At 55.7% G+C, this 21,216-nt stretch carries 20 protein-coding genes and 1 tRNA gene; 10 read left to right on the forward strand and 11 right to left on the reverse strand.

Going from position 1 to position 21,216, the window contains the following annotated elements:
- The first annotated feature begins 11 nt into the window (after nt 1-11).
- The 5 genes from ABTW00_RS03610 to ABTW00_RS03630 all read left to right on the forward strand — a co-directional run bounded on the left by ABTW00_RS03610 (nt 12) and on the right by ABTW00_RS03630 (nt 5,472).
- The gene (locus ABTW00_RS03610; protein WP_433638884.1) at nt 12-515 is read left to right on the forward strand and encodes a fimbrial protein; all 504 of its coding nucleotides are present in this window, start codon (nt 12-14) and stop codon (nt 513-515) included.
- Between the two features lie 16 nt (nt 516-531).
- A complete protein-coding gene (locus ABTW00_RS03615; protein ID WP_065356033.1) occupies nt 532-1,437 on the forward strand; it encodes a fimbrial protein in 906 nt (301 codons plus the stop codon).
- Nucleotides 1,438-1,810: 373 nt separating this feature from the next.
- Nucleotides 1,811-3,181, forward strand: coding sequence for a pyridoxal-phosphate dependent enzyme (locus ABTW00_RS03620; protein ID WP_433638887.1), 1,371 nt, complete (start codon nt 1,811-1,813; stop codon nt 3,179-3,181).
- A gap of 10 nt (nt 3,182-3,191) precedes the next feature.
- Nucleotides 3,192-4,337, forward strand: a complete 1,146-nt coding sequence (locus ABTW00_RS03625; RefSeq protein ID WP_433638889.1) for a trans-sulfuration enzyme family protein — start codon at nt 3,192-3,194, stop codon at nt 4,335-4,337.
- Between the two features lie 163 nt (nt 4,338-4,500).
- Complete coding sequence (locus tag ABTW00_RS03630; protein ID WP_433638892.1) at nt 4,501-5,472, forward strand: DNA repair protein; 972 nt, start codon at nt 4,501-4,503, stop codon at nt 5,470-5,472.
- A 75-nt stretch (nt 5,473-5,547) separates the two neighbouring features.
- Here the strand turns inward: ABTW00_RS03630 and ABTW00_RS03635 are convergent.
- Both ABTW00_RS03635 and ABTW00_RS03640 read right to left on the reverse strand, forming a co-directional pair.
- A tRNA-Phe gene (locus ABTW00_RS03635) sits at nt 5,548-5,623 on the reverse strand.
- Nucleotides 5,624-5,728: 105 nt separating this feature from the next.
- Entirely contained in the window at nt 5,729-6,436 is a 708-nt protein-coding gene (locus ABTW00_RS03640) for a DUF554 domain-containing protein (RefSeq protein WP_064542592.1), read from the reverse strand.
- A gap of 418 nt (nt 6,437-6,854) precedes the next feature.
- On the opposite strand from ABTW00_RS03640, the gene ABTW00_RS03645 reads away from it, so the two are divergent.
- Nucleotides 6,855-8,990 (forward strand): ornithine decarboxylase, encoded by a 2,136-nt coding sequence (locus ABTW00_RS03645; RefSeq protein WP_433638895.1) that lies wholly within the window; start codon nt 6,855-6,857, stop codon nt 8,988-8,990.
- Between the two features lie 118 nt (nt 8,991-9,108).
- On the opposite strand, the gene ABTW00_RS03650 is transcribed toward ABTW00_RS03645, so the two are convergent.
- The 4 genes from ABTW00_RS03650 to mutY all read right to left on the reverse strand — a co-directional run bounded on the left by ABTW00_RS03650 (nt 9,109) and on the right by mutY (nt 13,090).
- The gene (locus tag ABTW00_RS03650) at nt 9,109-10,365 is read right to left on the reverse strand and encodes a nucleoside permease (RefSeq protein WP_064542598.1); all 1,257 of its coding nucleotides are present in this window, start codon (nt 10,363-10,365) and stop codon (nt 9,109-9,111) included.
- 240 nt (nt 10,366-10,605) lie between these two features.
- The gene (gene mltC / locus ABTW00_RS03655) at nt 10,606-11,688 is read right to left on the reverse strand and encodes a membrane-bound lytic murein transglycosylase MltC (protein ID WP_064542601.1); all 1,083 of its coding nucleotides are present in this window, start codon (nt 11,686-11,688) and stop codon (nt 10,606-10,608) included.
- A 47-nt stretch (nt 11,689-11,735) separates the two neighbouring features.
- A complete protein-coding gene (locus tag ABTW00_RS03660; RefSeq protein ID WP_064542603.1) occupies nt 11,736-12,011 on the reverse strand; it encodes an oxidative damage protection protein in 276 nt (91 codons plus the stop codon).
- A 26-nt stretch (nt 12,012-12,037) separates the two neighbouring features.
- The gene (gene mutY, locus ABTW00_RS03665; RefSeq protein WP_433638898.1) at nt 12,038-13,090 is read right to left on the reverse strand and encodes an A/G-specific adenine glycosylase; all 1,053 of its coding nucleotides are present in this window, start codon (nt 13,088-13,090) and stop codon (nt 12,038-12,040) included.
- Nucleotides 13,091-13,245: 155 nt separating this feature from the next.
- Here mutY and trmB point away from each other — a divergent pair, with 155 nt between their 5' ends.
- The 4 genes from trmB (at nt 13,246) to ABTW00_RS03685 (ending at nt 16,304) form a co-directional block, all read left to right on the forward strand.
- A complete protein-coding gene (gene trmB / locus ABTW00_RS03670; RefSeq protein WP_223803858.1) occupies nt 13,246-13,965 on the forward strand; it encodes a tRNA (guanosine(46)-N7)-methyltransferase TrmB in 720 nt (239 codons plus the stop codon).
- Nucleotides 13,966-14,292 (forward strand): YggL family protein, encoded by a 327-nt coding sequence (locus ABTW00_RS03675; RefSeq protein ID WP_065356020.1) that lies wholly within the window; start codon nt 13,966-13,968, stop codon nt 14,290-14,292.
- 176 nt (nt 14,293-14,468) lie between these two features.
- Nucleotides 14,469-15,188 (forward strand): DUF2884 domain-containing protein, encoded by a 720-nt coding sequence (locus tag ABTW00_RS03680; protein ID WP_065356019.1) that lies wholly within the window; start codon nt 14,469-14,471, stop codon nt 15,186-15,188.
- A 111-nt stretch (nt 15,189-15,299) separates the two neighbouring features.
- Nucleotides 15,300-16,304 (forward strand): DUF1202 family protein, encoded by a 1,005-nt coding sequence (locus ABTW00_RS03685; RefSeq protein ID WP_433638903.1) that lies wholly within the window; start codon nt 15,300-15,302, stop codon nt 16,302-16,304.
- Between the two features lie 46 nt (nt 16,305-16,350).
- Here the strand turns inward: ABTW00_RS03685 and ABTW00_RS03690 are convergent, their stop codons facing one another.
- From ABTW00_RS03690 to ABTW00_RS03710, 5 genes are all read right to left on the reverse strand, one after another.
- Nucleotides 16,351-17,652, reverse strand: a complete 1,302-nt coding sequence (locus ABTW00_RS03690) for a TRAP transporter large permease (protein WP_065356017.1) — start codon at nt 17,650-17,652, stop codon at nt 16,351-16,353.
- Nucleotides 17,652-18,155 carry a TRAP transporter small permease gene (locus ABTW00_RS03695; RefSeq protein ID WP_065356016.1) on the reverse strand — a complete coding sequence of 168 codons (504 nt, stop codon included), beginning with the start codon at nt 18,153-18,155 and terminating at the stop codon, nt 17,652-17,654. The genes ABTW00_RS03690 and ABTW00_RS03695 overlap by 1 nt, the downstream gene beginning before the upstream one ends.
- A 48-nt stretch (nt 18,156-18,203) precedes the next feature.
- A complete protein-coding gene (locus ABTW00_RS03700) occupies nt 18,204-19,190 on the reverse strand; it encodes a TRAP transporter substrate-binding protein (protein ID WP_433638908.1) in 987 nt (328 codons plus the stop codon).
- Between the two features lie 303 nt (nt 19,191-19,493).
- Nucleotides 19,494-20,630 (reverse strand): radical SAM family heme chaperone HemW, encoded by a 1,137-nt coding sequence (gene hemW, locus ABTW00_RS03705; RefSeq protein WP_433638910.1) that lies wholly within the window; start codon nt 20,628-20,630, stop codon nt 19,494-19,496.
- A complete protein-coding gene (locus ABTW00_RS03710; protein WP_167575042.1) occupies nt 20,623-21,216 on the reverse strand; it encodes an XTP/dITP diphosphatase in 594 nt (197 codons plus the stop codon). Before ABTW00_RS03710 ends, hemW begins: the two co-directional genes overlap by 8 nt.

Genomic DNA, 21,216 nt, shown 5'->3' on the forward strand with positions numbered 1-21,216 from the left:
TGGAGGCATCAATGAAATGGGCTTATTGCGGCGTGCTATCGGCGATCGTGCTGGTCGCCTTATCTTCGGCGCTATGGGCCGCCGATGTGACGATTACCGTCAACGGTAAAGTGGTGGCGAAGCCTTGCACGGTCTCGACCCGCAATGCTGACGTTGATCTTGGCGATCTCTACACTTTCAGCCTGCTTTCGGCAGGTTCAAGTTCGGCCTGGCATGGCGTCGAGCTGGATCTCATCAACTGCCCTGTTGGCACATCGCGGGTTACCGCCAGCTTTAGCGGCACGGCAGACGCCACCGGCTACTACCAGAATCAGGGAACGGCCAGAAATATTCAGCTTGAGCTGCAGGATGCGGGGGGCAAAACGCTTAATACCGGCGCGACGACAACGGTCACGGTGGATGAGACCTCGCAGTCTGCCCGTTTTCCGCTGCAGGTGAGGGCGCTATCGGTTAACGGCGGCGCGACCCAGGGAACCATTCAGGCGGTGATCAACGTCACCTATACCTACGCCTGAGCAGGAGAAAAGCGTTATGAAGAGAGTGATAACCGTGTTGACGATGCTGCTGATGGCCGGCTGGTCGTTTAATGCCTGGTCATTTGCCTGCAGGACCGCCAGCGGAACAACAATCCCCATCGGCGGCGGCAGCGCGAACGTCTATGTGGATCTGGCCCCCGCGGTGAACGTGGGGCAAAACCTGGTCGTCGATCTCTCGACGCAGATTTTTTGCCATAACGATTATCCGGAGACCATCACCGACTACGTCACCTTGCAGAGAGGTTCGGCATACGGTGGCGTGCTTGCAAGTTTTTCCGGCACCGTCAAATACAACGGTTCCAGCTACCCGTTTCCCACCACCACGGAAACCGCGCGGATAATCTACAACTCGAAAACCGATACTCCCTGGCCCACGATGCTCTATCTGACGCCGATTAGCTCCGCTGGCGGCGTGGCGATTAGCGCTGGAACGCTTATCGCCGTAATGATTCTTCGCCAGACCAACAATAAAAATAACGACGATTTCCAGTTTGTCTGGAATATCTACGCTAACAACAACGTCGTGGTACCCACCGGAGGCTGTGATGTCTCTGCGCGAAACGTCACGGTCACGCTGCCGGATTACCCAGGCTCTACAGCCATTCCGCTAACGGTGTATTGCGCGCAGAGCCAAAAGCTCAGTTACTACCTCTCGGGGACGACGGAGGATTCGGCAAACTCCATTTTCACCAACACCGCATCGGCGTCGCCTGCGAGCGGGGTGGGCGTTCAGCTTACCCGCAACGGCAGCATCGTACCTGCCAACAGTATGGTATCGCTTGGCACGGTAAGCACATCGGCCGTGAGCCTTGGCTTGACCGCCAACTATGCGCGAACCCGCGGCCAGGTGACGGCGGGAAACGTGCAGTCGATTATTGGCGTGACGTTTGTTTATCAGTGAGTGATGCGAGACAGCTCCGAGGGGCACAGAAACCAAAAACCCGCCTTTCAGGCGGGTTCTTCAACGCGTCGTCTCGTCCCCATAGCGCGAATAGCCCAAAGAATGCGGCGAACAATCCTTAGATGAAGTTCAACAATAGAAAGCTATGATGCGGCAAAAGGCGCGACCTGATGCCGCTTTTATGGCTGAAAATAGAGCAAATCCCCCCTTTTTTAGCCATCAACCCCTCTGCACGACTAAACGTCTCTCCGTCTAAATGTCTAAATAGCAGGTCATATTCCAATTTGCGCTAAAGGCCAGATAAAGGTTCTTTATCATCCATTTTTTACAGCCCTACACTCTGGTCATTGCTCATATATCAGGATTAAAGCGTATGACCGTTTACCATTCCGTCACCGAACTTATCGGCCAGACGCCGGTACTGCAGCTGCATAAGCTGGATACCGGACCGTGCAGCTTGTTTCTGAAACTGGAAAACCAGAACCCCGGTGGTTCAATCAAAGACCGGGTGGCGCTGTCGATGATCGATGAGGCGCAAAAGCAGGGGCTGCTGCTGCCTGGCGGTACCATTGTCGAAGCGACCGCAGGTAACACCGGGCTAGGGCTGGCGCTGATTGCCGCCCAGCGCGGGTATAAGCTTATCCTTGTCGTACCGGACAAAATGAGCCGCGAGAAGATTTTCCACCTCCGCGCCCTCGGCGCTCAGGTTGTGTTGACCCGTTCTGACGTTGGTAAAGGGCATCCGGCGTACTATCAGGACTACGCACAGCGGCTGGCAAAAGCGCTGCCCGGCGCTTTTTACATTGACCAGTTCAATAACGCCGCCAATCCGTTGGCTCACGCCACGACTACCGCGCCGGAGCTGTATCAGCAACTCGACGGGCAAATTGATGCCATCGTCGTTGGCGTAGGGTCGGGCGGTACGCTGGGCGGTCTGCAGGCATGGTTCGCCGAACATTCGCCGCATACCGAGTTTGTGCTGGCCGATCCGGCCGGTTCGATCCTTGCCGATCAGGTCGAAAGCGGTCGTTATCAGGAAGCGGGATCCTGGCTGGTTGAAGGGATTGGCGAAGACTTTATCCCGCCATTAGCGCACATCAATAACGTCCGTAAGGCGTTACGCATCAGCGATCGCGAAGCCTTCACTACCGCCCGCGAACTTCTACAGGTAGAGGGGATTCTGGCTGGTTCTTCAAGCGGCACGCTGCTGGCGGCGGCGCTGCGCTACTGCCGTGCGCAAACGACGCCGAAACGGGTGGTGACCTTTGCCTGCGACAGCGGCAACAAGTACCTGTCGAAAATGTTCAACGACGACTGGATGCGCCAGCAGGGCCTGCTGGCCCGCACACTGCGTGGTGACTTGAGCGATTTCATTGCCCTGCGCCACGATGAAGGCGCCACCGTTACTGCCGCACCGGATGACACCCTGGCGACCGTACTGGCCCGTATGCGCCTTTATGACATCTCACAGCTACCGGTACTGGAAGAGGGCGGGGTGGTGGGGATCATCGATGAGTGGGATCTGCTGAGCCACGTCCAGGGAGACAGTCAACGTTTTGGCTTGCCGGTGCGCGAAGCCATGACTCAGGAGGTTGAAACCCTCGACATCACCGCGCCTGAGAGCGCGCTGAAACCCATTTTTGATCGCGGCCAGGTGGCCGTTGTGGTGGATAACGAACGCTTCCTTGGCCTTATCACCCGCAGCGATCTCCTCACGAGCTGGCGTAACCGTCTTGAACAGTAAGGAATGAATAATGAAAACCTTCGATACCCTGAGCGTACACAGCGGCACTTTTACCGATAGCCACGGTGCGGTGATGCCGCCCATTTACGCGACATCCACCTATGCCCAACCGGCACCGGGACAGCACACCGGCTACGAGTATTCGCGTAGCGGCAACCCAACGCGCGCTGCGCTGGAGACCGCCATCGCTGAACTGGAAGGCGGCAGCCGCGGCTACGCCTTTGCCTCTGGGCTGGCGGCTATCTCCACGGTGCTGGAGCTGCTGGATAAAGACAGCCATATCGTTGCCGTCGATGATGTTTATGGTGGAACCTACCGGCTGATTGAAAACGTGCGTCGGCGCAGCGCGGGGCTGCAGGTGAGCTGGGTCAAACCCGGTTCGCTCTCGGCGCTGGAAGCGGCTATCCGTCCGGAAACACGCATGATTTGGGTTGAAACGCCGACCAACCCCTTGCTAAAACTGGCCGATCTGGAGGCGATTGCCGGCATCGCCCACCGCCACAAGCTTATCAGCGTGGCGGATAACACCTTCGCCTCGCCGGTAATCCAGCGCCCGCTGGCATTCGGTTTTGATATCGTGGTGCATTCCGCGACCAAATACCTCAACGGTCACTCCGACGTTGTCGCCGGTCTTGCGGTGGTGGGCGATAACCCGACTCTGGCAGAGCAGCTTGGTTATCTGCAAAACGCCGTTGGCGGCGTGCTCGATCCGTTCAGTAGCTTTCTGACTCTGCGCGGGATCCGCACGCTGTCGCTGCGTATGGAACGCCACAGCAACAACGCGCTGGCGCTTGCCCAGTGGCTTGAGCAGCAGCCGCAGGTGGAAAAAGTCTGGTTCCCGTGGCTGGAATCGCACCCCGATTATTCGCTTGCCCGCCGTCAAATGGCGCAACCGGGCGGAATGATCTCAATTGTGGTAAAAGGCGATGCCGAACGGGCAGAAGCGGTGATCAAAAAGTTGCGCCTCTTTACGCTCGCTGAGAGCCTGGGCGGCGTGGAAAGCCTGGTCAGCCAGCCGTTCAGCATGACCCATGCCTCTATCCCGCTGGAGCAGCGACTGGCCAACGGCATTACGCCACAGCTGATTCGCCTCTCTGTGGGCATTGAAGGGGTTGACGATTTACGCGACGATTTACGTCAGGCGCTGGCAGAGTAGCGATATTAACCGCCGTCAGTTCGACTTAAGTCTATACTTCATACCAAAAATATAAGCGACTGAAATAACGTCACTTATAATATGACATAGCGGCTGACGGCGCACCGAAACGAGTGCTACTCTGCGATCCATTCCCACGGTCAGGACGCCGAGCAAACGCCCCATGAGTAAACCCATCAAGCGGCTGGAAATCATCAAAAATGCCATTGAACTGGAAGATGATGAGATCATTGCCAGTCAGATTTCGCACCTGAAAGGCGACATTGACGATCCCGCGATTGACGCCATCATTCAGGCTCTTGAGGCCCGGCGCTATGGCGAGGCGATGAACGCCATCGTCAGTTGGCTGCAAAGCCAGCGCTCGATGACTCAATGGCAGGATCCGCGCGTTGCGGCCAGCAAGCTGGAGCTAAAAGCGCTGGAAACCCAGTTGCAGGCGCTGCTTGATGCCAGAAACGCAAGGCTGACCCAGCTTGATGAGTTTAACGATCTTTATATGCAGCATCTGGGGCCGCTGATGGCCGAGGTGCTGAGGCTGAGAAAGATCCTGGCGGAAGCCTCGCTGCGCAAGCGCGCTGAAATGTGCCATGACGAAGATACCTGTGAACGCCGTGCGCGTGACGAAGCGCGCGAGCAGTATGAAACCTGGCGCGATCAGCAGCAAAAAGCGCAAAAACGCCGCGAGCATCATGAAAATATGGCGCAGGAGGATCGTCAGGAACTCAAACGATTGTGGCGCCAGGCGAGCAAGCTTTGTCACCCGGATCTGGTCGACGATGCGCTGAAGGCAGAGGCTAACGAGATGATGGCCCAGCTCAACCAGGCCAGACAGCGCGGCGATCTGCCGACTATTCGTAACCTGCTAGCCCGACTGATGCGTGAGCATGAGCCAATGATGGCGAGCGAAAGACTGAACGATCTCACGCTACTGCTGCGGAAAATCAGCGCCACGCAGCAGCAAATTGCCAGCCTGCAGGCCGAAATGCTCGCGCTTGAGAAAGAGAAATCCTGGCTGCTGGTATCCACGCTTGCCGACCCGCAGGCCTATTTCCGCCAGCAGGAAAAAGCGCTGTCGAACACGATCGCCACTCTGCGCAAGCGCATCTTTGAGTCAGGGTTGGATGAGGTAGCTTAGCCATTGCTGGACGCGGACATTTATCGGAATGCCAGAAAGCAAAAACCCAGCCATAGGCTGGGTTTTCTGAATAAGTGGTGCCCGGACTCGGAATCGAACCAAGGACACGGGGATTTTCAATCCCCTGCTCTACCGACTGAGCTATCCGGGCAACGGGGCGCATTAAACCGTAATCGCCTCGCCTCGTCAACGAAAATTATAAATTTTGCGGCGAGTTGCACAATCTATCATCACCTTGCGTATTTTGCACGCGACGTCAGGCAAAAAAGGCGGTCCAGGCAGCGGAAATAGGCATCGCCAGCAGCAGCGCTGGCAGCATATTCACCACAGCGAACATCTTGATTCCGCAGATACGCAGGCCGGTTGCCAACAGTAACAGGCCGCCGACGGCGGTGAAATCAGCCATCATTGCAGGGGTGGTCAGCGGCAGGATCATAAAGGCGCAGAAGGCCAGCGTCAGTTGGATGACCAGCATCGGCACGCTGATGGCGCAGACGGCAAAGCCGAGTGAGCAGGCGAAAATCATGGCGGTAAAGAAATCGAGAAACGACTTGGCGATGAGTATGGTCGGATCGCCGGTCATTCCTTCGTGCATTGAACCAAAAATCCCGGTTCCGCTCGCGCAAAATAGCACGATGATCGCCACGTAGCTTTGAATAAAAGTCTCATGTTCCCGGCTTTTGCCGGGCTTAATCAGCCGTTTTTGCAGTCGGGAGACGCCGTTGTTGATCCCTTTTTCCAGATGGCAAAACTCACCGATCAGCGCTCCCACCAGTGTGGCCAGCACCATCACCGGCATGTTGGCGCACTTGATCACCAGCAGCAGGCCAATACCCAACGAGGCGAGGCCGAAGATCGAGGTCATGGAGACGCGAATACGCTCCGGAAGACGCTGGCTTAACAACGCGCCGATCAAACCACCGACGAGCACCGCCCCGGCATTAATAAATGGGCCAATTACCACGTTAACTCCTGTTACTTATATATAAGTCCTGCATTATTATGGACTGATTAATCGGTTCAGTGCTTGTTTCTCCGTGGTATTGGTGCATAAAAATTTCGTCTTGCACCCTCTGGTGAATGGTGCCATGATTGCGCGAAATTTCTCCTTTCCTCAATCGGGGCCGCCTGCAATGACATCTTTGCCATTACATCGCCAATGCCGCTTCGCCTGCTCGCGAAGGTCTGCCCCTTTCTCATTGTTCACCATGCGGTGACGCCAACGCACGCTCACTGCAGGACAACAGTAAGATTAGACCATGTCTGCTTTTACTGATGTCTGGCGGTCGGAGCTGTAACCCAGTTGCACCCAGACGCTTCGTGGGGCAGAGCCAGATGCTCTGCCCAGGACTTTTACTCTCCCTGAGTGGGTCGTTGCGCTTATGAAATCAATGAACATTGCTGCCAGTCGTGAACTGGTCTCTCGCCTTTCCACCCATCGTGTCGTGGTGGCGCTGGATAGTACCGACTTTACCGATGTGGCAGCAGTCGTCATTACCGTGGCCGACAGCCACAGCGGCATTCTTGCATTACTCAAACGCACCGGATTTAAGCTGCCGGTGTTCGTGCTAACGAGCGATGATATCAGCGCCCCAAACGGCGTAGATGCGGTCATCAGCGGTAAAGACCAGGAGTGGCTGGAGCTGGAAACCGCCGCCTGTCGCTATGAAGAAGAGCTGCTGCCGCCGTTTTTTAATACCCTGACTCAGTACGTTGAAATGGGCAATAGTACCTTTGCCTGCCCGGGCCATCAGCACGGCGCATTTTTTAAAAAGCATCCGGCGGGCCGCCAGTTTTATGACTTCTTCGGTGAGAACGTCTTTCGCGCTGACATGTGCAACGCCGACGTGAAGCTTGGAGACCTGCTGATTCACGAAGGCTCTGCCAAGCACGCGCAGAAGTTTGCCGCTAAGGTGTTCCACGCCGATAAAACCTACTTCGTGCTGAACGGCACTTCCGCCGCCAATAAGGTAGTGACCAATGCGCTGCTGACCCGCGGCGACCTGGTGCTGTTTGACCGCAATAACCACAAATCGAACCACCACGGTGCGCTGATTCAGGCTGGCGCGACGCCGGTTTATCTGGAAGCGGCGCGTAACCCGTTCGGTTTTATCGGTGGTATTGATGAACACTGCTTTGACGAGCGCTATTTGCGTGAGCTGATTCGTGAAGCCGCGCCGGAGAAAGCCGATGATGTGCGTCCGTTCCGCCTGGCGATCATTCAGTTGGGCACCTATGACGGTACTATCTACAATGCGCGTCAGGTGGTGGATAAAATCGGCCACCTTTGCGACTACATTCTGTTTGACTCCGCATGGGTCGGCTACGAGCAGTTTATCGATATGATGTCCGATACCTCGCCGTTGCTGCTGGATCTCAACGAAAACGATCCGGGCATTTTCGTTACCCAATCGGTGCACAAACAGCAGGCGGGTTTCTCGCAGACCTCGCAGATCCACAAAAAAGATAACCATATTCGCGGCCAGGCGCGCTTTTGCCCGCACAAACGGCTGAACAACGCCTTTATGCTGCATGCCTCAACCAGCCCGTTTTACCCGCTGTTTGCGGCGCTGGATATCAACGCCAAAATCCACGAAGGGGAGAGCGGGCGCCGTCTGTGGGCAGAGTGCGTTGAGCTGGGTATTGAAGCGCGTAAGGCGATTGTCGCGAACTGCAAGATGATCCAGCCGTTTATTCCGCCGATGGTGGATGGCCGCCCGTGGCAGGATCACCCAACCAAAACGATTGCCAGCGAACGTCGCTTCTTTAGCTTCACGCCGGGCGCGCGCTGGCACGGTTTTGAGGGCTATGCGCAGGAACAGTACTTCGTTGACCCGTGCAAGCTGCTGCTGACCACCCCGGGGATCGACGCAGAAACCGGGCAATATACCGAGTTTGGCATTCCGGCGACGATTCTTGCCCACTATCTGCGTGAGAACGGTATCGTGCCGGAGAAGTGCGACCTGAATTCGATCCTGTTCCTGCTAACCCCAGCGGAAACGCCGGAGAAAATGGCGCAGCTGGTGGCAATGCTCGGCCAGTTTGAACAGCATATCGAGGACGATACGCCGCTGGCCGACGTGCTGCCGACTATCTACAACAAGTATCCGGTACGCTACCGTGACTATACGCTACGCGAGCTGTGTCAGGAGATGCACAATCTTTACGTCAGCTTTGACGTCAAGGATCTGCAAAAGGCGATGTTCCGCAAAGAGAGCTTGCCGAACGTGGTGATGAACCCGCAGGACGCTAACAGCGAGTTTATTCGCGGTAATGTTGAGCTGGTCCGTATCAGTGATGCGGAAGGGCGCATTGCCGCCGAAGGCGCGCTGCCGTACCCGCCGGGCGTGCTGTGCGTGGTGCCGGGGGAAGTGTGGGGCGGTGCGGTACAGCGCTACTTCCTGGCGTTGGAAGAGGGCGTGAACCTGCTGCCCGGCTTTTCGCCGGAACTTCAGGGGGTGTACAGCGAGAAGGATGCTGACGGGATTAGCCGGCTGTATGGGTATGTTTTGAAGTAAGGTGCGGGGGGAACCCCTCACTCTAACCCTCTCCCCATGGGGGAGAGGGGCCGTCAGGTGCAGTGATTAACAATAGAACCGGGTTCCCTCTCCTTCGTGGGAAGAGAGGGACGACGCCTTAATGCACAACTGGCTGTGCTCCCGGCGCAACACGCTCATGTTTATATTTGAACAGCCCAACGAACGCCACCGCCAGCACCAGCGAGTAGCCGGCGAAAATCAGCCATACGCTTTGCCAATCGGTAATCCCGTCCACGGTGTACATCTCCACGACTTTCCCGCTCGCCATGCCGCCAAGGATGCAGCCAAAGCCGTTGGTCATCATCAGGAACATGCCCTGCGCGCTGGCGCGGATTTCCGGGCGGACTTCTTTTTCCACAAATACTGAGCCGGAAATGTTGAAGAAGTCGAAGGCGCAGCCGTAGACAATCATCGACAGTACCAGCAGCACGGTGCCGAACGGCGTCGGGTCGCCGTAGGCGAACAGGCCGAAGCGCAGCATCCACGCGAAGATACTGATCAACATGACGTTTTTGATACCGTAGCGGCTTAAGAAGAACGGGATGGTGAGGATGAACAGCGTCTCGGAGATTTGTGAAATCGACATCATCACGGAGGCGTGTTGCACGATAAAGCTGGTGGCAAACAGCGGATCTTTATCAAAGCTGTGCAGGAAGGTGTTGCCGAACATGTTGGTGATCTGCAGTTCCGCGCCCAGCATCATCGAGAAGATAAAGAAGATCGCCATGCGTTTGTTTTTAAACAGCGCAAAGGCGTCCAGCCCCAGCATGCTGCTCCAGCTTTGCTTCTGCTGCTGGTTAGAGACGGGGATGTGCGGCAGTGTCAGAGTGAACAGCACCAGTACCACCGACAGCGCAGCACCAATGTACAGCTGCATATGGCTCAGTTCGAAGCCGGAGAAGCTTACCGCCCACATCGCCAGAATAAAGCCAATGGTGCCCCAGATGCGGATTGGCGGGAAGTCGGTGACGATGTCCATGCCCGCCGATTTCAGGCGGTAATAGGAGATGGTGTTAATCAGGCCCAGCGTTGGCATATAGGCCAGCGAGTTGAGCAGAATAACGAAGAACATCGCTCCCGGCGTGGTGACCTCGGCGGCCATAAACAGCGTCCCGGCCCCGACCAGATGACAGAAGGCGTAGACCCACTTGGCGCTAATCCACTTATCCGCCACGATGCCCAGCAGCGTTGGCATAAAGACGGCGGCGATACCCAGTGAGCTGTACACCGCGCCGATAGAGGCACCATCGAACTTCAGCGTCACAAACATGTATGAGCCAAGCGTGGTCAGCCAGCTCCCCCACAGGCAGAACTGCAGGAAGGACAGTATCTTAAGCTGCAGCTTTAAATTCATGTTAATTTCCTCACAAATAGGACCGGATAGGCGTTCGCGTAATAACATCCGAAGGCATTATTTGTGCTGATTCTATCAATTGCTGTGATGAGACATTGTTAAGCGCCGCAAAAAATTGCAATTATTTTTACTTTGCACAACGAAATAGTGACAAAACTAACATTTCTGTATGAAGTTCAGGCGGGGAAGCCGCTTCATCCTGGTGAGATCGGGAAGAAGCGGCTGCGTTTGTGAGAATTATCACTTACGGCGATAGCTTTTCTGCGCCGTATTCACCTTGTAGAGATAGCGACGCGATTCCGCCGACGGATGGCGGGTGGTCAGCGTCTGATAGACGTCGCCTGGCGACATGCTGTTAATGATGTTCGCCGCCTGCACCTTATCGTTAGAGAAGACGCGCAGCACGCTGCCCGCACCGCCGTTATAGGCGGTAATCACCGCATAACGGCGCGACGTTGGGTTGTTGATACCGCCAAGGTAGATATTGTTGAGGATCGCCAGATAGGCGGTCCCGGTATCAATGTTGCTGGCCGGATCGAACAGGAAGCTACGGCTTGGCGTGCCGGATTTCCCCTGCGAGCGGAAGACGTCTTTCCCGGCGGTATGCTGCACCACCTGCATCAGCCCCATCGCGTCGGAACGGCTGACCGCATACGGGTTGAAGGACGATTCAGTCTGCATAATCGCCAGAATCAACGACTCGTCGATGCCGTATTTGCGTGAAGCCTGCCGCACCATGCCCAGATATTTGTGGGCACGCTTATCAAGGTGGTTCGGTACCAGATTAATGGTCACGCTATAAATAATGTGCAGGCCGTTGCTGCGTTTTTTCATCCGCGTTTGCAGCAGATAGTCGGCGAAGCGCGCGGCACGCCACTCCCAGCGAATAGCCTCGCCGGTGTTATCGACCACCTGGCCGTACAGGAACGGTTCTTTGGAAATCTGAATGTCGTCGGCGTCGGAGTAAAGGTCGACCGAGCTGGGGTCGTCACCCATCAGCAGCGTGGTGATGATGGCCTGGCGCAGGCGTGCAGCGGGTTCGGTACCGGCGATGGTTTCGACGGTGATGGTACCGTCATCGAAGTTGATATGGCTACGCGTCTGGTAGCCATCGGTGTATTTAACGTAGTCCTTCGGCCCGGCGATCAGTACTTCGTTAAACCCCCAGATGTTTTCAATATTATGGGCGAACTGGCCCATCAGAATGTCAAAACCGTTGGTGTCTTTTACCCAGGCTTCATTGTAGGCATCGCCCTTTTTTGAACCCGAGCAGGAAACAAGCAACGGCGCTATCAATGCCAGTGCAAATATTCTTTTTTTCATCATTCCGGGAGCGCGTGTTGTTGTTGTCTTAAAGGGCCTTTGGGCCCTTACTGTTTTTCTGGCGGCGTGTAGCCTTCAATGTGCACATCTTTGCCTTCAAACAGGAAGTTGACCATTTCTTCTTCCAGAAGCTTACGGTGCTCCACATTCATCATATTGAGTTTCTTTTCATTGATGAGCATGGTCTGCTTGTGCTGCCACTGCTTCCAGGCTTCTTTCGAAATCTCGTTATAGATGCGCTTTCCCAGCTCGCCGGGGTAGAGCTGGAAATCCTGTCCTTCGGCGTCGCGCTGCAGGAAAGTACAAAAAATAGTTCTGCTCATAATCAATCCTCTTATTTCGCCGCTCGTTAAACGAGTGAATCGGCGCGTAACTGCTGCAACAGGCGCTCAACCGGTGCGGCCAGCCCAACGACGGGCGGCTGGGCTAAGTTATACCAGAGAGCGCTGCCTTCATCCATGCATGAGGCGAATGAGGACACACTAAGCCACATAGGCACAATGTCCAGATGGAAATGGCTGAAAGTGTGGCGGAAAGCGGTAAGCTGGGTCAGCTTCTCTGCCGGAATCTGCCGCTCGGCCAGCCAGTCGCGCAGCGCCGTTTCATCGGCAAACTGCGGGAAACAGTATAGACCGCCCCAGAGGCCGCTAGGCGGACGCTGCTGTAAAAACACCTCGCGGTCGTGCTGCATCATCAGAAAATAGCCGGTACGCTCGGGGATGGTCTGCTTCGGTTTTTTACCCGGATACTGCGCCCAACTGCCGTTGGCGGCGGCGATGCAGCCGTTTTCCAGCGGGCAGAGCGAGCACTTGGGTTTTGAGCGGGTACACACCATCGCGCCCAGATCCATCATCGCCTGATTAAAACGCGAAACGCCCTCGGCAGGCGTGACCTGTTCGCTGATCTCCCACAGCCGTTTCTCGACCTCTTTTTTCCCCGGCCAGCCGTCCACGGCATAACAGCGCGCCAGCACGCGCTTCACGTTACCGTCGAGAATGGGAAAATGTTTACCAAGCGACAGCGATAAAATCGCCCCGGCGGTAGAGCGGCCCACGCCGGGCAGCGCCGCCACTTCGTCAAACGTTTCCGGGAAACGACCATGGTGCAGCGTGGCGACCTGCTGAGCGGCCTTGTGCAGGTTACGCGCGCGGGCGTAGTAGCCGAGTCCGGTCCACAGATGCAGGACGTCGTCCAGCGGCGCGTTAGCGAGGTCGGTGACGGTGGGAAAGCGTGACATAAACCGCTCAAAATAAGGGATAACTGTGGCAACCTGCGTCTGTTGCAACATCACCTCAGACAGCCATACTTTGTAGGGCGTCTTTTCAATTTGCCAGGGCAGGGTTTTACGCCCGTATTTGTCGTACCAGTCCAGCACCTGGGCTGAAAATTGAGACGCTTGCATAGTCAAAGCCGTGCTTCCGATATCGTGCGATTAGGGTGCCAGATTGCAGCACAGCGGTACTATGCTGTAAACAGGAACTTTCCGGTGCTTGCATCCGGCAACTAACTTTGGATAATGCCCGTTTCCCGAACACTCTCACAAGCAGACTTATTTTTATGAAGAACGACGTCATTTCACCGGATTTTGATGAAAACGGCCGCCCGCTGCGCCGCATTCGTAGTTTTGTTCGTCGCCAGGGGCGACTGACTAAAGGGCAGGAACACGCGCTGGAAAACTACTGGCCGGTGATGGGCGTTGAGTTCAGCGAAGAGCCCGTCGATTTCGCCGCGCTGTTTGGCCGCGATGCGCCGGTCACTCTGGAGATTGGTTTTGGTATGGGGGCTTCGCTGGTGGCGATGGCCAAAGCGCGCCCGGAGCAGAACTTCCTCGGTATTGAAGTGCATTCACCGGGCGTGGGCGCGTGCCTGGCCTCGGCGCACGAAGAGGGTGTTGATAACCTGCGCGTGATGTGTCACGACGCGGTAGAAGTCCTGCACAAGATGATCCCGGACAACTCCCTGAACATGGTGCAGCTCTTTTTCCCTGACCCGTGGCATAAAGCGCGTCATAATAAACGCCGTATCGTTCAGGTGCCGTTTGCCCAGTTCGTGAAAAGCAAGCTCAAGCTGGGCGGCGTCTTCCACATGGCAACCGACTGGGAACCCTATGCGGAACACATGCTGGAAGTGATGTCCTCCATCGAAGGGTATCAGAACCTGTCCGAGACTCAGGATTACGTACCGCGCCCGGATTCGCGCCCGGTAACCAAATTTGAACAGCGTGGTCATCGTCTTGGCCACGGCGTATGGGACTTAATGTTCGAGAGGGTGAAATAAATGGCAAAGAATCGTAGCCGTCGTTTGCGTAAAAAAATGCACATCGATGAATTTCAGGAAATCGGCTTCTCCGTTGCGTGGCGTTTCCCGGAAGGCACCAGCGAAGAACAGATCGACCAGACCGTCGATCAGTTTATCGATGAAGTGATCGAGCCGAACAAGCTGGCGTTTGACGGCAGCGGCTATCTGGCCTGGGAAGGTCTGATTTGCACCCAGGAAGTGGGCAAGTGCACCGAAGAACATCAGGCGCTGGTTCGCAAGTGGCTGGAAGATCGCAAGTTTGAAGAAGTGCGCACCAGCGAACTTTTTGACGTTTGGTGGGACTAACATCCTATATACACAAAATACTTCGAGCTGCATCAAGGCGGCAAGGGAGCTAACCCCAGGAGCGTACATAAGTACGTGACTGGGGTTAGCGAGCGCAGCCAACGCAGAGACAGCTTGAAGGATGAAGTGTATACGGGGCCAGCATTTGCTGGCCCGATTTATCTTGAGGGAAAGTTATGATGCGCAAAACGCTGCTGACGGCGGTACTTACGTTCACGGCGATGGCCGCCCACGCTGACTACCAGTGCAGCGTCACGCCACGCGATGACGTGGTGCTTAAGCCGCAAACCGTGCAGGTGCAAGGCGAAAACGGCAATCTTATTATTACCCCCAACGGCGACGTCACCTACAACGGCAAGGCGTATACGTTAACGCCGGCCCAGCGTGAGCAGGCCAAAGATTATCAGACCGAACTGCGCAGCGCGCTGCCGTGGATCGACGACGGTGCGCGTAGCCGGGTCGAAAAAGGCCGCGTGGCGCTGGATAAAATTATCGCCAAAGAAGTGGGCGAGAGCAGCAATATGCGCGGTCGCCTGACCAAGCTCGACGCGCAGCTCAAAGCGCAGATGAACCGCATTATTGAACACCGTACCGACGGCCTGACCTTCCACTACAAAGCGATAGACCAGGTTCGCGCCGACGGTCAGCAGCTCGTCAATCAGGCGATGGGCGGTATTCTGCAGGACAGCATTAACGAGATGGGCGCCAAAGCGGTGCTGAAAGGCGGCGGTAACCCGCTACAGGGCGTGCTGGGCAGTCTTGGCGGTCTGCAAACCGCCATTCAGAACGAGTGGAAAAACCAGGAAGCGGATTTCCAGGCGTTTGGTAAAGACGTGTGCAGCCGCGTGGTGTCGCTGGAAGACAGCCGTAAGGCGCTGGTTGGCACGCTGAAGTAAAATCCCCCGGCTACCTGCATTTCTGCGGGTAGCCAGATTCAGATTTTGTTTATCCGTCTCCCCTTCGCAGATTCCGTATGATGCGCTTTTCATACTAAAAGGAATTTGCCGATGAAGCTCGCCTGGACACGCGGGGTGTTTCTTCTTTGCTGTGTCACCTTGTCGGTTTTTGCCGACAGTAATATCCCTACCGACGATGTTATCAAGCAGCAGTTTGTGAAGCAGTCTGGCGGCATGATGCGTCTCGAGGGTTTCACGCTTCGTCAGCTTGAAAAGGAAGGCGAACGTACCACCTACAGGATAGAAGGCGATGTTGCCTCGACCGACAATCTCTACGATATGGTTGGGGCAGTGGGCGACTATATCTTCTTCGAACGTACATGGACAAAAGGTCAGACGGTTAAATTCTCAGCCATCATGACCACCGTCGGCACAACGGCCTCCGGCTGGGAAATGAAATTTTCCGCCCCGCAGACGGCGGCAAAAAATTCGGGGCGTCCGTTTAGCGGTAAGGAAGATCTCAGCACGTATTTAATTGTTAACGACCCCGGATTCAGGGCGCAACTGGCGAAAATAGACGCCCGGTTTTCCACCCGAATGGCCGAAGTACAAAAACAGCAGAGAAAATATGATGAGCTTAAACAGCAGCTTGTTGTACTGAACGAAAAAATACTGCGCGTATGGGGGACTAAGGATGATGGCCAACCGACCGGTCGTAATGGCTTTCATCATGCGTTATATCAGGAATTAGCCGCCGTGGATGCTAAAAACGACTTCGATGAGTTTGAAAAACAGTATGATGCCAGCGTTTATCAACCCGCTCTGAAGGCGTGCCAGAAAAAAAACGTTTGCGATTCAGCGTTCCTGGATGCCGCCCGTAACAGGGCGCTGAAGGAACATGAAAAAGAGGCTTATCGCCAACACCAACGAATGGTCGACAAGATTGAGTTTAAGATGGCTGAAAACGAGAAAAAAGAGGCGTCGTTCCTGAATGCGGCCAATGTGCTTCGTGACCAGATGGAGGTGCTGGAGTCCAGCAACCGGGAAATGAGTCGCGATGCTGCACAGTGGCGCGAAGGTGTTGAGCGGTTGCGTAAAGAAGGGATGATTCCCTGATAACCCGGAGTCGGCGCATCCGCGCCTCGTCCGGGTGATGTGGGGATTACATTAGCCCCAGCAGTTGCGGAATAAACAGCGAGATCTGCGGGATGTAGGCGATCATCATCAGGGCGACCAGCAGCGCGGCGTAGAATGGCAGCAGCGGCTTGATTAACTGCTGGATCTTCACTCCGGAGATAGAGCAGCCGACAAACAACGCGCTGCCTACCGGCGGCGTCAACAGGCCAATACACAGGTTGGCGACCATCATGATGCCGAAGTGTACCGGATCCATGCCCAGGTCCTGGGCGATGGGCAGGAAGATCGGCGTGAAGATCAGCACCGCAGGCGTCATATCCATAAAGATGCCGACGATCAGCAGCACAATGTTAATCAGCAGCAGGATCACCAGCGGATTCTCCGAGATCCCCATCAGCGTGTCGCTGATCATGTAGGGAATATCGGCGTTGGTCATCGCCCACGACATGCCGACGGAAAAGCCAATCAATAGCAGCACGATGGAGGTTGTGACCACCGACTCCAGGATAAGCTTTGGCAGATCGCGCCATTTCACTTCGCGGTAGATAATCACCGACAGGATAAAGGTGTAGACCACGGCAATCGCCGAGGCTTCGGTGGCGGTGAAAATACCGCCCAGAATCCCGCCCATCACGATAATCACCAGCAGCAGGCTCGGCAGGGCGTCGAAGAAGGCTTTCGCCGCCTGTGCGCAGGTCGGGCGCTCGGAGACCGGGTAGCCGCGGCGCTTCGCGATAATCGCGCAGACCACCATAATCGCCAGGCCCATCAGAATACCCGGCAGATAGCCCGCCATAAACAGCGAGGCCACCGACACGCCGCCCGCGGTCAGCGAGAAGACGATCAGTACGTTAGACGGTGGAATCAGCAGCCCGGTAATGCACGATGAGACGTTAACCGCAGTGGAGAACGCGGGGTCATAGCCCTTTTTGGTCTGAATCGGGTGCAGGGTGCCGCCCACCGCCGCAGCGGCGGCGACCGCAGAACCAGAAATAGAGCCGAACATCATATTAGCCAGCACGTTAACGTGGCCCAGCGAGCCGGGAACGCGGCCAACCATCACCTGCGCGAGGTTAATCAGGCGGATGGCGATCCCGCCGCTGTTCATCAGCGTACCGGCGAAGATAAAGAACGGAATCGCCAGCAGGGCAAAGTTGTCCAGGCCGTTAGCCAGGCGCTGGGAGACGGTAATGACGGCGATATCCCACGGGAACATCAGCAGCATCGAGGCAACGGTCGCGATGCCGATAGAGAACGAAATCGGCACGCCGATAAATACCAGCACAAAGAAAGCGCCGAACAGCGTTAAAGCAATATACCCGTCCATTAGCTCGCTCCTTCTGCGGACTGTTTCAGGCTAATCAGGCCGTTGGCGATAAACCACAGCGCGTAGAACATCATGATGAGGCCGGACAACGGCAGGATCAGATAGACGTAGCCCATCGGGATCTGCATCGCCGCGGAGACCTGCGCGGTGGCCAGCGTTTTGGCGATGAGCTTTAGACCGCCGGTCACAATGACCGCGCCGGAGAAGAGAAAAATTAGCAGGTTAATCACCACGCTCAGCAGCGTCTGCTTGCGCGGTTTCAGCGTCATGGCCAGCAGATCGATCGCCAGATGGCGCTGTGCGCCAACGGTATACGCCGCGCCGAGCAGGCCAACCCAAATCATCAGAAAGCGCGCCAGCTCGTCCGTCAGCGTGCTGGGTTGGTTTAACACATAGCGACTGAACACCTGCCAGACGACGCAGACGACCAGCGCCACCATGACCGCGACGGAGAACGCGGCGATCGCGCGGTCCACCGCCTGTTTAGTGCGGGTAAAAATCATCGTTTGTTATCCTGGTGAAGGCGGGCCAGATGCTGGCCCGCAAGGGAATTACTCTGCGGCGGCTTCAAATTTGGCCAGCAGCGCGGCCTGTTTCGGATCTTTGTTGAAATCGTCAAACAGCGGCTGGACCGCTGCGCGGAACGGCGCTTTGTCGACCTTGACGATCTCGCCGCCCATGGCCTTCGCCTGAGCACGCGTGTCTGCGTCGATTTTGTCCCACAGCTTCTGTTGATAAATCTGCGAATCCGTGGCCGCTTTCGCCAGAATCTGCTGCTGCTCCGGCGTCAACTTGTCCCAGGTTTTGGTGGAGATCACCAGGAAGTCAGGAATAGAGGCGTGCTCATCTTCAGAGAAGACTTTGGCAATTTCGATATGGCGCGTTTGTACCCACGATGGGACATTATTTTCCGCACCATCAACCACGCCCTGCTGCATCGCGGTATAAACCTCACCGAATGAAATAGGCGTGGGCGAACCGCCCATTAATTCAATCATTTTTATCGTAGTCGGACTGGCTTGCACGCGTATTTTCAGCCCTTTTAAATCTTCTGGTTTGGTAATCGGTTTTTTAGCATAAAAACTACGGGTACCGGCGACATAAGCGGAAAGAGCAAAGAATCCTTTTTCTTTAGTGGAGTCCATAATTTCTTTACCGACCTCGCCAAATACTACTTTATTAAAATGCGCCTGGTCTTTAAATAAGAACGGCAAATTATAAATGGCGTAAACGTTGTCGAAAGATTCCAGATCGCTGGCGGAACCCTTGGTCATATCCAGCGCACCGTTCTGTAATAGCTCCATGGTTTCACGCGCGCTGCCCATTTGGCTGCTGGGGTAAATACGGATGGTCATCTTGCCGTCTGACAGCTGCTTGACCTCTTTGGCCATTTCTTCAAAAGCCTGGTGCACCACGTGGCTGCGCTCAAGGTTGTGCGCCAGCTTCAACGTCACTTTCTCTGCGGCGGTGGCCCCAGCGGAAAGCAATGCGAAAAGCGACGCACAGATTAGCGTTTTACGAAAAAAGAGAGGTTTCATTAATAGGCTCCATGCACATTCATTATTGTGGTTTATATCTAGCTGACAGCGTTGAATTTCTGTATGACATATTATCCTGGTTGTCAGACAGCTTTAAGCTACCACTCTCACACTTTTAAATTATCTGCACATTAAATGCGGTTTTTGTGCGCTGGATTCTATTTATTATGTATTCATTAGTGGCTATCAATATCTGTTTTAAATATTAATAGTGAAATTATTCGGTAAGTATTGGGGTAATCACTCGGTTAAAATGAATGATATATTTCGCCATTATAAATAATGGCGAAATATATTTATTATTTATTCGCTGAGAAACAGTTCAAGCAGTGAGTTTAAAAAAAGTTTACCGTGCTCGGTTATCTGCCAGTATTGATCGCACTCGGTCAGGTAGCCCTGTGCCAGCGCTTCATCCAGCTGTGGGCGGATGATGCTTTCGTCCAGGCCGGTATAGGCGCTGAATTCGGCGCGCGGCGCGGCTTCCAGCAGGCGGAAGCGGTTCATAAAGAATTCAAACGGCTTGTCGGCGTTCTCTACGTCGTGCTGCCGCTCAAGATAACGTCCCTCCATATAGCCGCGCGGATGGCGGGTTTTCGCCGTACGCAGAATGCGGCCGTCCGGGAACGTCACTTTGCCGTGAGCGCCGCAGCCGATGCCCAGATAATCGCCAAAGCGCCAGTAGTTGAGGTTGTGCTGGCACTGATAGCCCGGTTTAGCATAGGCCGAGGTTTCATACTGCTGATAACCTGCGGCGGTTAGCAGCTGATGACCCTGCTCGAAGATATCCCACAGCGAGTCGTCGTCCGGCAGCACCGGCGGGCGCGAACCAAACAGAGTATTGGGTTCGATAGTCAGCTGGTACCAGGAGAGATGCGGCGGCGACAGCTCAATCGCCTGGCGCAGGTCGCTCAGCGCCTCTTCCAGCGACTGATCCGGTAGCCCGTGCATCAGGTCGAGGTTGAAGCTGCGCAGCCCCAGCCCGCTCGCCAGGCGCGCCGCGCGTTTGGCCTCTTCCGGCCCGTGGATGCGCCCAAGACGCTGGAGCTTGCTGTCGCTAAAGCTCTGCACGCCGATAGAGATACGGTTGACGCCCGCCCACTGATACTCCACGAAGCGGTCGGCTTCGACGGTGCCCGGGTTGGCTTCCATGGTGATTTCTGCATCAGAAGACAACGTCAGGCGCGCGCGAACGCCGTCCAGCAGAGCCTGCATCGCCGAGCCTGACAGCAGGCTCGGCGTACCGCCACCGATGAAGATAGTCTTTACTTCACGTCCCTGCGCATAAGCAACGTCGGCGTCTAAATCGCTCAGCAGATGCTGCACGTAGTCGTCGTGTGGGACTTCTCCCTTCAGCGCGTGCGAGTTGAAGTCGCAGTACGGGCACTTCTGCACGCACCACGGGATATGAATGTAGAGACTCAGCGGGGGCAGCTTAACCATGACGCATGGCTTCCAGTAACAGCTTCAGCGCCTGACCGCGATGGGAGATGGCAATCTTCTCTTCGCGGCTCAGCTCGGCGGCGGTCTTACCTTCCGACGGCACGAAGAAGATAGGATCGTAGCCGAAGCCGCCCTGGCCCGCTGGGGCGCGGGTAATCACGCCCGGCCAGGTGCCGTGGCATACTAGCGGCGTGGGGTCTTCTGCGTGGCGCATATAGACCAGCACGCAGTGAAACTGCGCCTGACGCTGGTCGTCCGGCACGTCTTTTAACGTTTCCAGCAGCTTTTCCAGATTCTGTTGGTCGCTGGCGTCGAGGCCGGAGTAGCGCGCGGAGTAGATCCCCGGCGCGCCGCCGAGAACGTCAACCGCCAGACCGGAATCATCGGCGATGGCCGGTAAGCCGGTCACCTGCGCGGCGTGGCGCGCTTTGAGAATCGCGTTTTCAATAAAGGTCAGCCCGGTCTCCTCGGCTGACTCTACGCCTAGCTCGGTCTGGGCGACGATATCAAGACCAAAATCGCCGAGCAGCGAAGCAAGCTCGCGCACTTTACCGGCGTTACCGGTCGCGAGGACAACTTTTTGCAT

This window comes from Kluyvera georgiana (genome assembly GCF_050990895.1).
In the GTDB taxonomy this organism is placed as follows: Bacteria; Pseudomonadota; Gammaproteobacteria; order Enterobacterales; family Enterobacteriaceae; genus Kluyvera; species Kluyvera georgiana.

What these genes read in the sequence shown, in the direction of transcription:
- ABTW00_RS03610 (WP_433638884.1), top strand. Translation starts at nt 12, where the DNA reads ATGAAATGGGCTTATTGCGGCGTGCTATCGGCGATCGTGCTGGTCGCC.
- ABTW00_RS03615 (WP_065356033.1), top strand. Translation starts at nt 532, where the DNA reads ATGAAGAGAGTGATAACCGTGTTGACGATGCTGCTGATGGCCGGCTGG.
- ABTW00_RS03620 (WP_433638887.1), top strand. Translation starts at nt 1,811, where the DNA reads ATGACCGTTTACCATTCCGTCACCGAACTTATCGGCCAGACGCCGGTA.
- ABTW00_RS03625 (WP_433638889.1), top strand. Translation starts at nt 3,192, where the DNA reads ATGAAAACCTTCGATACCCTGAGCGTACACAGCGGCACTTTTACCGAT.
- ABTW00_RS03630 (WP_433638892.1), top strand. Translation starts at nt 4,501, where the DNA reads ATGAGTAAACCCATCAAGCGGCTGGAAATCATCAAAAATGCCATTGAA.
- ABTW00_RS03645 (WP_433638895.1), top strand. Translation starts at nt 6,855, where the DNA reads ATGAAATCAATGAACATTGCTGCCAGTCGTGAACTGGTCTCTCGCCTT.
- ABTW00_RS03650 (WP_064542598.1), bottom strand. Translation starts at nt 10,365, where the DNA reads ATGAATTTAAAGCTGCAGCTTAAGATACTGTCCTTCCTGCAGTTCTGC.
- mltC (WP_064542601.1), bottom strand. Translation starts at nt 11,688, where the DNA reads ATGAAAAAAAGAATATTTGCACTGGCATTGATAGCGCCGTTGCTTGTT.
- ABTW00_RS03660 (WP_064542603.1), bottom strand. Translation starts at nt 12,011, where the DNA reads ATGAGCAGAACTATTTTTTGTACTTTCCTGCAGCGCGACGCCGAAGGA.
- mutY (WP_433638898.1), bottom strand. Translation starts at nt 13,090, where the DNA reads ATGCAAGCGTCTCAATTTTCAGCCCAGGTGCTGGACTGGTACGACAAA.
- trmB (WP_223803858.1), top strand. Translation starts at nt 13,246, where the DNA reads ATGAAGAACGACGTCATTTCACCGGATTTTGATGAAAACGGCCGCCCG.
- ABTW00_RS03675 (WP_065356020.1), top strand. Translation starts at nt 13,966, where the DNA reads ATGGCAAAGAATCGTAGCCGTCGTTTGCGTAAAAAAATGCACATCGAT.
- ABTW00_RS03680 (WP_065356019.1), top strand. Translation starts at nt 14,469, where the DNA reads ATGATGCGCAAAACGCTGCTGACGGCGGTACTTACGTTCACGGCGATG.
- ABTW00_RS03685 (WP_433638903.1), top strand. Translation starts at nt 15,300, where the DNA reads ATGAAGCTCGCCTGGACACGCGGGGTGTTTCTTCTTTGCTGTGTCACC.
- ABTW00_RS03690 (WP_065356017.1), bottom strand. Translation starts at nt 17,652, where the DNA reads ATGGACGGGTATATTGCTTTAACGCTGTTCGGCGCTTTCTTTGTGCTG.
- ABTW00_RS03695 (WP_065356016.1), bottom strand. Translation starts at nt 18,155, where the DNA reads ATGATTTTTACCCGCACTAAACAGGCGGTGGACCGCGCGATCGCCGCG.
- ABTW00_RS03700 (WP_433638908.1), bottom strand. Translation starts at nt 19,190, where the DNA reads ATGAAACCTCTCTTTTTTCGTAAAACGCTAATCTGTGCGTCGCTTTTC.
- hemW (WP_433638910.1), bottom strand. Translation starts at nt 20,630, where the DNA reads ATGGTTAAGCTGCCCCCGCTGAGTCTCTACATTCATATCCCGTGGTGC.
- ABTW00_RS03710 (WP_167575042.1), bottom strand. Translation starts at nt 21,216, where the DNA reads ATGCAAAAAGTTGTCCTCGCGACCGGTAACGCCGGTAAAGTGCGCGAG.